The sequence below is a fragment of the Streptomyces sp. NPDC008125 genome (genome assembly GCF_042957125.1).
Classification (GTDB): Bacteria; Actinomycetota; Actinomycetes; order Streptomycetales; family Streptomycetaceae; genus Streptomyces.
In genome coordinates this window covers 20,983-30,449 of sequence record NZ_JBIBHR010000004.1, presented here as the reverse complement: position 1 = coordinate 30,449, position 9,467 = coordinate 20,983, and the positions used below count along the sequence as shown (strand labels likewise).

The following is a 9,467-nucleotide window of genomic DNA, read 5'->3' as shown; positions in this document are numbered from 1 at the left end:
GCGTTCCCCGCCGCGCGACCCCGAGCGGCTCCGCCGGTGAGCCCTAGCCCGTCGCCGCGCCCGGCCCCGGGGTGGCCGCGGAGCCCCCCGTGCGGCGGCCCCGCTTCGTGTCCGCCCCGCTTCGTATCCGCCCCGCTTCGTGCCCGCCCGGCTTCGTGCCAGCCCCGCCGAGAATTCCGCGATCGCCACGAGGGGGCGGGGCCGTAGGCCCGTAATACAGGACGAGAGCCCATCGGTTCGATTAGGGGAATTGATGAACACAGTCCTGGACTGGCTGGACTCCCCCGCGACGGAGCGTGGAATCCACTACTACCGAAACGGCGACTGGCACCTGCGCACCTACGCGGACATCGCCTCGGCGGCCCGCCGGACGGCCGCCTTCCTGCACAGCAACGGCGTCACCAAGGGCGTCGTGTCCCTGCTGATCGAGGAGCCCGAGACCTTCGTCCCGGCGTTCCTCGGCACCATGTACGCGGGGGCCACACCGTCCCCGATCGCCTCACCCGTCACGTTCGGGGGGCACGACGCATTCGCCGAGCACGCCGCCGCCGTCCTCGGCGCCGCTACCCCGGCCGCGGTGCTGACCGACGCCGGCCTCGCCCCGCTCGCCGCCGCGGCCTGCGCGAAGGCAGGGACGGGCGCGCCTCTCGTGCTGCCCGACCCGGCCGGGCTGCCCCCCGCCGACGACCTGGCCCCCCGCACGGCGGAACTCGCCCTGCTGCAGTTCACGTCCGGATCGAGCGGCACCCCGAAGGGGGTCCGGGTCACCGGCGACAACCTCACGGCCAACGTCCGCGCCATCCACGAATGGCTCGGGGTGACGCCTGAGGACTCGTGCTCGTCCTGGCTTCCGCTCTACCACGACATGGGTCTCATCGGTACGTTCCTCGGGTCCGTCGTGGCCCAGATCGACCTGTGGCTGATGAGCCCCGTCGACTTCATCCGCTCCCCGGCCCGCTGGCTCGACTGCCACGGCCGGCACGGGGTGACCATCACCACCGCGCCCAACTTCGGCTACGGGTACGCGACCTCCCGGGTGCGCGACGAGGAGCTGACGGGCACCGACTTCTCCACCTGGCGGGTCGCGATGAGCGGCGCCGAGCGCGTGGACGCCCGGGTGGTCGCCGACTTCACGGCGAAGCTCGCCCCGTACGGCTTCGACTCCCGTGCGCTGACGCCCTGTTACGGCATGGCGGAGACGACGCTCGCCGTCACCGGCGTCCGCCCCGGCCTCGGAGCGCGCATCGTCAGGCCGTCCGGCCCGCTGGAGACCGGGGCGCCGGTGACCGTCGTCGGCTCGGGCACCCTCGGCGTCGACCGCCCCGAGGACCCCGCCGGCTGGATCGCCTCCTGCGGCACGCCGGTTCCCGAGACCTCCGTCGACGTCGTCGACGACGACGGGGTCCTGCTGCCCGACGGCACGTTCGGGGAGATCCGGGTCAGGGGAACGTCCGTGGCCGACGGCTACACCTCGCCCGACCCCGCAGCCAGTGCGCCCTTCGGCGACGACGGACTGCGTACCGGTGACGCCGGGTTTCTGCTCGACGGCGAGCTGTACGTGATCGGGCGGATCGGCGACAGCATCAAGGTCCGCGGCCGCAAGGTGCACGCCGAGGACCTGGAGGCGGCCCTCACCTCCGCCCCCGGGGTACCGCCGGGACGCTGCGCGGTGGCGCTCGGCACCCGCGACGGGCGACCGGGAGCGGTGATCGTCGTGGAGGTCGCGGGCGACGGCTGGCTGGGCGCCGTGACCGGCGTACTGCGCTCCGCCCTGGACGCCTCGGTCTCCGTGACCGTGGTGCGGGCCCGGCGCGGCACCATCCCACGGACCTCCAGCGGCAAACCGCGCCGCCGGCTGCTCTGGCGCCAGGCCGGGGAGAACGCGATCGCCGGCGACGTACTGCACAGCACACACAGCGACGACCGACCGACGGCACAGACCGCACCGGTACTGGATGGGGCAGCTACATGAGCGTCATGACCACCGGGCTCGTACTCGACGTCACCGAGACAGCCCCCGAGACCAACGCCGAGAAGCGCGGGCGACTCGCGAACTCGGCCGATCTCTACCGCCGTTGGGAGCGCCAGCAGTGGGCCGTCGCCCAGGTCGACCCCGCGCGGGACTCCGAGACCTGGCAGGCACTCACCCCCTTCTCACGCGCCCAGATGCTCGGCTCGCTGGGCGAGCTGGAGGTCGGTGAGGTCACGGTGACGCACACGCTGGGAACGCTGATCGACGCGCCGCCCACCGAGGACGACCGGATCTTCCTCTGCACCCAGCTGGCCGACGAGGCACGGCACGTGCGGTTCTTCCAGACCTATCTGGAAGAGGGCTGCCGGACGAGTCTCGACGCGGTCGAGGAGGGCGCCGACTACGCGGAGGTGTTCACCCCCGAGCTGACCCGGGTGACCGACGCGGTGCGGGCCGACCACACGGACCGCGAGTCCTGGTACCGGGCGCTCGTCTACTACCACCTGATCACCGAGGGCGTGCTCGCCGCGACGGCCCTGCGCACCACCCGCTTCCTCGCCCGCCGGCTGAAGCTGGAGGCACTGGAGGAGGGCCTCACCAACGTCACCCGCGACGAGTCGCGGCACGTCTCCTTCGGCCTGCGGGCCGCGCAGGACGGGGTCGCCGAAGGGTTCGCCCAGGTGGTCGGCGACGCGCACTTCGAATCGCTCGGCGTGGCCGCCTGGGTCCTCATCGGCCCCTCCCGGCACAACCCGGTGCCCGCGCTCCGTGCGGCCCTGCTCAGCCGCGCCGCCCAACTCCAGGGCAGCGTCGACATCGCCCGCGAGCGGCTGGTGAAGCAGCTGCGGCTGGTGGGCCTGCCGGACCTGTCCGAGAAGGCCGGCACGTCCTGGGACCTCGCGGTGGAAACCGCCCTCGACGCCTACGCGGAGCGCTGGGACGCACCCCACCCGATCCGTGCGGTCGCCCGCTGAGCAACGTCCGACCCCCCACACCCGAAGAAGACAGCGAAAAGGACCCGAAAACATGGACAACAGCAACAGCACGCTGCGCGCACAGGTCCGGAAGATCGTCGGCGAGATGAGCCCGCTCGGGGCCCGCGAGGCGCGGTCCGAGGACCGTCTCGTCGAGGAACTCGGCTACGACTCGCTCGCCGTCATCGAGCTCTCCCTGCGCATAGAGCAGGAGTTCCCGCTCGCCGACCTCGGCACGAACACCACGCCCGACATCTCCACGGTGAAGGACATCGAGGACTTCGTCGATCACCAGCAGGTGGCGCAGAGCGACGCCGCCTGATCCACCCGCCCTCCCAGAGAAGGACGCACGAGACGATGACGACACACGATCTGCGCGCCGAGGCGGACGACCCGCTGACGCTCTCGCACGACGAGTCCGTACAGCTGCTGCGGGGAGCCCCGTGGAAGCGGCTCGCCGTGATGGGCGACAGTTTCGCCGCCGGCCTCGGCGACCCCAGCGAGGGGTACGCGCATGTGCCGTGGCCGCAGCGGATCCAGGCCGCCCTCGGTTCGGGGAAGCCCGACTTCGCCTACCTGAACACCGGCGTCATGGGCAAGCGGTCCGATGCCGTGCGGGCCGAGCAGCTGGAGCAGGTCCTCGAGTTCAAGCCGGACCTGGTCAGCGTGGCGGCGGGAGGCAACAACCTGTTCGACGCCAAGCCCGACCTGGACGGTGTCGAGGCCGACCTGGACGCCATGTACACGGCGCTGCGGTCCCAGGGTGCGGACATCTTCGCGTTCACCGTGGCCAACGTCTTCGACGCGGTTCCGGAACTGGCGGACTTCAGAGACCGTACGGCCGCCCTCAACGACCGCATCCGCTCGGTGGCGCAGCGCCACGACGCCGTGCTGATCGAGATGTGGACCCACCCCGTACGGCTGCGCCCCCGTCTGATGAGCGCCGACGGCATCCACTTCGCGATGGAGGGGCACGCCGCCCTCACCGCGGAGGTCGTCAAGGCACTCGGGGCGCGGGCGGCGCGCGGCTCGGAGGCGTGATGGCGGCGGACCGAACCGTACGGCACGTCGTCATCGGCGCGGGCTCGGCCGGCTGTGTACTGGCCGACCGGCTCAGCGCCGACGGCGACGGACAGGTGCTGCTCATCGAGGCGGGCGGCCCGGACCGGCGCGCCGAGATCAGCATCCCGGCCGCGTTTCCCGCCCTGTTCGGCACGTCGGCCGACTGGGGTTATCGGACGACCCCTCAGCCGGGTCTCGGCGGGCGCAGCCTGAACTGGCCGCGTGGCCGCACGCTGGGCGGATCGTCCTCGCTCAACGCCCAGATCTGGACCCGCGGGCACCGTGCGGACTTCGACGGCTGGGCCGAGGACGACGGGTGCACGGGCTGGTCGGCCGACGAGGTGCTGCCGTACTTCGCGCGGGCCGAGGACCGGTCGGGTGCGGGCGCCTACGGCTCCGGGGGGCCGATCCGTATCGAGGACCTGCGCGATCCCAGCCCCGCCACCGCCGAGTTCCTGGGCGCCTGCGCGGAGGCGGGGCTGCCCGCCCTCGACGACGGGAATCCGCTGGAGCCCGAGGGCGTCGGCCCGGTGCGGACCACCCAGCGCGGGGGACGGCGGTGGAGCGCGGCCGACGGCTACCTGAGGCCCGCGCTGCGGCGCGAGAACCTCACCGTCGTCACGGACGCGCACGTCGAGCGCGTCCTCATCGAGGACGGCCGCGCGGTCGGCGTCGCGTACACGACCGCCGACGGTCCTGCCGAGGTGCGGGCCGAAGGCGAGGTGATCCTCGCGGCGGGCGCGATCGGCTCCCCGCAGCTGCTGATGCTCTCGGGCGTGGGCGACGCGGACGAGCTGCGGCGGCACGGCATCACCGTGCGGGCGCACTCCCCGCGGGTCGGGCGCGGCCTCGCCGACCACCTCTACGTCCCGCTGGCGTTCGAGGCGCACGGCAGGGTGACCCCCGGGGTCACCGACCAGCAGGGCGAGATCGCCGAGTTCCTGCGCGGCCGGCGCGGGCGGCTCACGTCCAACCTCGCGGAGGCCGTCGGGTTCCTGCGCAGCGATCCCGCACTCGCCGCACCCGACCTGGAATTCGTGTGGATGCTGGTGCCCTCCCTCGACCAGGAACGACAGCCGCGGACACACGGCGTCACCCTGGGCGTGGTGCTGCTGCGGCCCCGCAGCCACGGCACCGTACGGCTCGCGTCCGCCGACCCGGCGGCGCACCCGGTGATCGATCCGCGCTACCTGTCCGATCCGGAAGGCAACGACCTGCGGGTGCTGGCCGAAGGGATGAGCCGGGCCCGCGAGGTCCTCACCCGGCCCTCGCTGGCCGGGCGCCTCGGGGCGGCCCTGACACCGGGGGCCCTGGACCCGGACCCCGGCACGGCGCACGCCCTGGCCCGGGCCCACGCGGAAACCCTGTACCACCCGGTCGGCACCTGCGGCATGGGGGCGGACCCCGAGGCCGTACTCGATCCCCAGCTGAGGGTGCGGGGCGTGGCGGGGCTGCGCGTCGTCGATGCCTCGGCGCTGCCGTCCCTGCCGCGCGGCCACACCCACGCCCCCACCGTGATGCTCGCGGAGCGCGCGGCCGAGCTGATCCTCGCCGACGCCGCGCCGCGCCGTGTCGGTGCCCTCTCGCACCACTGATCCGCCGCCCCATGACCAGCTCCACCAGACGAAAGGCAGTACGACTGTGACCGTTCAGGACCCGCAGCTGTTCATCGAGGCCTTCCGAGCGGCCTTCACCGACGCGGAATTCGCGGCCCTGCTGAAGGAGCGCGACTTCTCCATCCAGTTCGTGGTGACCGGGGAGACCCACACGGCCTTCCTGCTGGACTCCGACGGCGTGCACGACGGCGCTCCCCACCCTGCGGGTCTGCGCCTGGAGGTGCGGCCTGACGCGCTGCACCTGATCCTCCTCGGCCGGCTCCCCGTGACCCGGGCGATCGTCGACCGCGGCCTCGTCGTGAAGGGACCGGTCGCCCGGGTGCGCCAACTGGCGGACTTCTTCCCGGCGATGGGGCGCGCGTACGCCCAGCTCGCCCTGGCGCCCGCCTCCGCCTGAGCCTGAGCCTGAGCCGCAGACGGGACCGTCTCCGGCACGGCCCGCGGCCCGCATCGTCCGCCACCACTCCGCCTCCACAGAAAGCCGACCGTTGTGATCGCGACCACCACCACCGCCGTCCCGAACGCCCCGACCCTTTCCGACCTCCGCGCCCTCAACGCGGCGGCCATGCCGTCGCTGTTCCAGCTCCCGCCCGAGGTCGAAGAACTGCGCGAGGAGGTCCGTGAGTTCGCGCAGACCGTGGTGAAGCCGCGGACCCTCGCCAACGACCTCGCCCCGGCCGACGACTTCGACTGGGAGATGGTCGAGGCCGGCCACCGGCTGGGACTCCTGCGTCTGACCATCCCCAAGGAGCTGGGCGGCCGGGGCCTGGGAGTGCTCGGCGTGTCCGTGGCCATGGAGGAGCTGGCCTCGGTCTGCCCGAGCACGGCGCTGATCTTCGGCGCCTCGCTGCTCGGTCAGACGTCCGTGCTGTTCTCGGGCGACCAACAGCTCCAGGCCCGCTTCCTGCCCCCGTTCCTCGGGGACAAGCCGGTCCTGGCGTGCAACGCCATCACCGAGGAGACCGCAGGCTGCGACCTGCTGATACCGGAGCACGCGGAGCTGGCCGAGGACGTGATGACGGCCCGCCGGGACGGTGACCACTTCGTCCTCAACGGCATCAAGCGCTTCATCACCAACGGCAAGGTGGCCGAGTGGGCGGCCGTCTTCGCCAACATCGAGGGCAACCCGGGCTCCACCGGACTGACCGTGTTCATCGTGCCGCTGGACAGCGAGGGCGTCACCCGCGGCGAGGTGGCCGACAAGATGGGCTACCGGGCCTGCCTCGGCACGACGCTCCACTTCGACGACGTCCGGGTGCCCGAGGAGAACATCGCGTTCGGGGAGGGCGGTGGCTGGAACTACCTCACCGTCCAGTCCAACCAGGCCCGTTCGATCGTCGCCGCCATGTCGACCGGGGTCGCCCGGGGCGCCTTCGAGATCGCCAAGGAGTTCGCGGGCGAGCGGGTCCAGGCGGGCAAGCCGCTGTACGAGCACCAGTTCACGGCCCGCAAGCTGGCCGAGATGTCCTCGAAGATCGAGGCCTCGCGGCTGCTGTACCTCCAGGCGGCCTACCAGGCGGACAACATGATGCCGGCCCCCGTCTACGGGCCCGCCGTCGCCAAGATGTTCGCCGACCGCGCCGCGATCGAGGTGGCCGAGGAGGCCATGTCCATCGTCGGGGCGCGTGGCTACTGCCGTGACCACGGGGTGGAGAAGCTGGTCCGTGAGTCGTTCGGCGCCCGCATCTACGAGGGCACGCCGGAGGTGCTGGCGCTGGCCATCACCGGTGCTCTGTACGGGCGCCGGCTGTGACGCCGGCTCCGCGCACCGACCGGACGACGGCCCCGCGGGCCTCGGCTCCGCAGGCGGCCGCGCCACGGGCCTCGACTCCGCAGGCGGCCACGCGCCGGGCGCAGGCCGCCGCCGCGCTCTCGGCCGCCTCGTACATCGAGGCCGCGGTGGCCCGCTGCACCGCCCTGTCACTGGGCGCGCCCCTGGCGCCGGAGTCCGCGGCCGACCCGGTCCCGGCGACCTCCGCCGGCTCCCCCCAGGGAGGACCTACATGACGCCGCAGACCGTCGCCGGCGCGCTGCCGGCCGAGGCGGCGACCGCCGAGGACAGCCGCAGGGCTCGCTACGTGGAGCACGTGCTGGCCCTGCACGACCGGATGAGTGTGGCGGGCCTGGCCGAGCAGGCCGATCCGCTGTACCTGGCCCGGCGCCCCGACGGCCTGACCGTGGTCGCGGTGCCGCACTCCCGGCTGCCGGAACGCTACCGGCTGGCGATCTACGGGTTCCGGCTCGCCCAGTACCTCCGGTCCCGGTTCGCCAGCGACCGCATCGCCTTCGCCCGCGGCCTGTTCGCGGAGCCGCTCGGCGCGGGGCACGGCGAGGAGATCCACGTCATCGGCATGGAGGAGTCGACCGGCGCGATCCTGCGGTACGTGTCCGTCATCGCCTCGACGGATTCAGCACCCATGCCGGTGACCCACCCGGACCGCGCCCCGTTTCCCTGCGAGGTGGCCCACGGCATCAACCTCTTCGACCACGTGCCCGTGGACGAACCGGTCACGGGGCACGAGATCTGGGAGATCAAGCGCCTGATGCAGCGCGCCTCCCAGCGGGACACCTCACCTGCCCAGCGTCTGCGCCTGTCACTGGAGTTGATGCTCGGCTTCTACACCGTCCTCGCCGGGCTCTCGCCCAGGCCGAAGTTCCTGGTCGGGGACGGCGAGGAGGGTCTGGCCGTGCGGCGCCTGGCGCGCAGCCTGAAGGAGATCACCGTCATCGAGGGCACCTGCCCCTCGCTGGCAGAGGACGACCTGCTCTTCCCGGCGTACGTGGAACGCGAGTCGGTCAAGCCGTTCGTGGCCCGCGTACCCCGCGGGGAAGAGCTGGACGAGCTCGTGCACTGGCTCGAGCGCGCACTGGACGCGACGAACCCCCTCGCCGGCTTCAAGCAGTTGGTCAGCCGGGTCGGGGGAGAGATCCGGAGGGTAAAAATATGAGCACCACAGCCGCGGACCCCGCGGTCAGGACGGGCACCGCCGACGTCTCCGATGCCCCGGAGTCGTACTACCGGTCCCTGACCGAGCGCAACCGGGGACTGATTCCGGACGCCGTGCAGCAGCGGCTGCGCACCGCCACCGTTCTGGTGGCGGGGTGCGGTTCGACGGGCGGAGCGGTCGTCGAACCGCTGGCCCGCCTGGGCACGGGGCGCTTCGTCCTCGCCGAGCCCGGGGAGTACGAGCTCAACAACCTCAACCGGCAGAGCGCCACCCGCGCGGACATCGGCCGGAACAAGGCGGAGGTGGCGGCCGAGCGCATCCGGTCGGTCAACCCGTACGCCGAGATCCGGGTCGACACGGCGGGCATCCGCCCCGACGCCCCCGAACTGCTCCTGGACGGCGTGGACGTGGTCGTCGACGGCGTGGACGTCACGACCCTCTCCGGCTGGCGGGCCAAGCACGCCCTCCACGTGGCGGCGGCCCACCGCCGCCTGCCCGTGGTCTCCGGCTACGACCTGTCGGGCACCCAGCACGTGCGTTTCTATGACTACCGCACCGATCCCGCCCCGCTCGCGGGCGCGGTCAGCGCCGAGGACATCGCCGAGGGCGCGCTGTGGACGCTGCTGCTGAAGGTGATCCCCCGGGAGATCGTCCCGGCCGACCTGATCGCGGACGTCACCGCGCACCGCGGGGACCCGGACTACAGCGTTCCGCAGCTCGTCTACGCGTCGCACCAGTTCGGCGTGCTCGCCGCCCGCTACGTGATCGAGATCCTGGCCGGCCACCCGGTCCGCGACCGCCTCACGGTCGACGTGCACCGGCTGGTCTCGGCGGACGCCGAGCTGCCGGACCCCCATTCGGAAAGTTCACAGCCCGCACAGGACAAGGAGTAGTC

General features: G+C 72.6%; 9 protein-coding genes. All 9 read left to right on the top strand.

Annotated elements, in window-relative coordinates:
• The first annotated feature begins 253 nt into the window (after window positions 1-253).
• The 9 genes from ACFZAX_RS07970 (at window position 254) to ACFZAX_RS07930 (ending at window position 9,465) form a co-directional block, all read left to right on the top strand.
• Entirely contained in the window at window positions 254-1,972 is a 1,719-nt protein-coding gene (locus tag ACFZAX_RS07970; RefSeq protein WP_390960116.1) for an AMP-binding protein, read from the top strand.
• Complete coding sequence (locus ACFZAX_RS07965) at window positions 1,969-2,946, top strand: ribonucleotide-diphosphate reductase subunit beta (protein WP_390960115.1); 978 nt, start codon at window positions 1,969-1,971, stop codon at window positions 2,944-2,946. Before ACFZAX_RS07970 ends, ACFZAX_RS07965 begins: the two co-directional genes overlap by 4 nt.
• A gap of 52 nt (window positions 2,947-2,998) precedes the next feature.
• Window positions 2,999-3,268, top strand: coding sequence for a phosphopantetheine-binding protein (locus ACFZAX_RS07960; RefSeq protein WP_390960114.1), 270 nt, complete (start codon window positions 2,999-3,001; stop codon window positions 3,266-3,268).
• A gap of 35 nt (window positions 3,269-3,303) precedes the next feature.
• Window positions 3,304-3,987 (top strand): GDSL-type esterase/lipase family protein, encoded by a 684-nt coding sequence (locus ACFZAX_RS07955; protein ID WP_390960113.1) that lies wholly within the window; start codon window positions 3,304-3,306, stop codon window positions 3,985-3,987.
• The gene (locus ACFZAX_RS07950) at window positions 3,987-5,603 is read left to right on the top strand and encodes a GMC family oxidoreductase N-terminal domain-containing protein (RefSeq protein WP_390960111.1); all 1,617 of its coding nucleotides are present in this window, start codon (window positions 3,987-3,989) and stop codon (window positions 5,601-5,603) included. The genes ACFZAX_RS07955 and ACFZAX_RS07950 overlap by 1 nt, the downstream gene beginning before the upstream one ends.
• Before the next feature lie 46 nt (window positions 5,604-5,649).
• Entirely contained in the window at window positions 5,650-6,021 is a 372-nt protein-coding gene (locus ACFZAX_RS07945; RefSeq protein ID WP_390960110.1) for a hypothetical protein, read from the top strand.
• A 93-nt stretch (window positions 6,022-6,114) separates the two neighbouring features.
• Window positions 6,115-7,377 carry an acyl-CoA dehydrogenase family protein gene (locus ACFZAX_RS07940; RefSeq protein WP_390960109.1) on the top strand — a complete coding sequence of 421 codons (1,263 nt, stop codon included), beginning with the start codon at window positions 6,115-6,117 and terminating at the stop codon, window positions 7,375-7,377.
• Window positions 7,378-7,627: 250 nt separating this feature from the next.
• The gene (locus ACFZAX_RS07935; protein ID WP_390960108.1) at window positions 7,628-8,572 is read left to right on the top strand and encodes a hypothetical protein; all 945 of its coding nucleotides are present in this window, start codon (window positions 7,628-7,630) and stop codon (window positions 8,570-8,572) included.
• Complete coding sequence (locus tag ACFZAX_RS07930; protein ID WP_390960107.1) at window positions 8,569-9,465, top strand: ThiF family adenylyltransferase; 897 nt, start codon at window positions 8,569-8,571, stop codon at window positions 9,463-9,465. The genes ACFZAX_RS07935 and ACFZAX_RS07930 overlap by 4 nt, the downstream gene beginning before the upstream one ends.
• The last annotated feature ends 2 nt before the right edge of the window (window positions 9,466-9,467 follow it).

Excerpts from the sequence above, each read along its gene's own strand:
- ACFZAX_RS07960 (WP_390960114.1), top strand. The coding sequence starts at position 2,999 with ATGGACAACAGCAACAGCACGCTGCGCGCACAGGTCCGGAAGATCGTC.
- ACFZAX_RS07950 (WP_390960111.1), top strand. The coding sequence starts at position 3,987 with ATGGCGGCGGACCGAACCGTACGGCACGTCGTCATCGGCGCGGGCTCG.
- ACFZAX_RS07935 (WP_390960108.1), top strand. The coding sequence starts at position 7,628 with ATGACGCCGCAGACCGTCGCCGGCGCGCTGCCGGCCGAGGCGGCGACC.
- ACFZAX_RS07970 (WP_390960116.1), top strand. The coding sequence starts at position 254 with ATGAACACAGTCCTGGACTGGCTGGACTCCCCCGCGACGGAGCGTGGA.
- ACFZAX_RS07930 (WP_390960107.1), top strand. The coding sequence starts at position 8,569 with ATGAGCACCACAGCCGCGGACCCCGCGGTCAGGACGGGCACCGCCGAC.
- ACFZAX_RS07965 (WP_390960115.1), top strand. The coding sequence starts at position 1,969 with ATGAGCGTCATGACCACCGGGCTCGTACTCGACGTCACCGAGACAGCC.
- ACFZAX_RS07955 (WP_390960113.1), top strand. The coding sequence starts at position 3,304 with ATGACGACACACGATCTGCGCGCCGAGGCGGACGACCCGCTGACGCTC.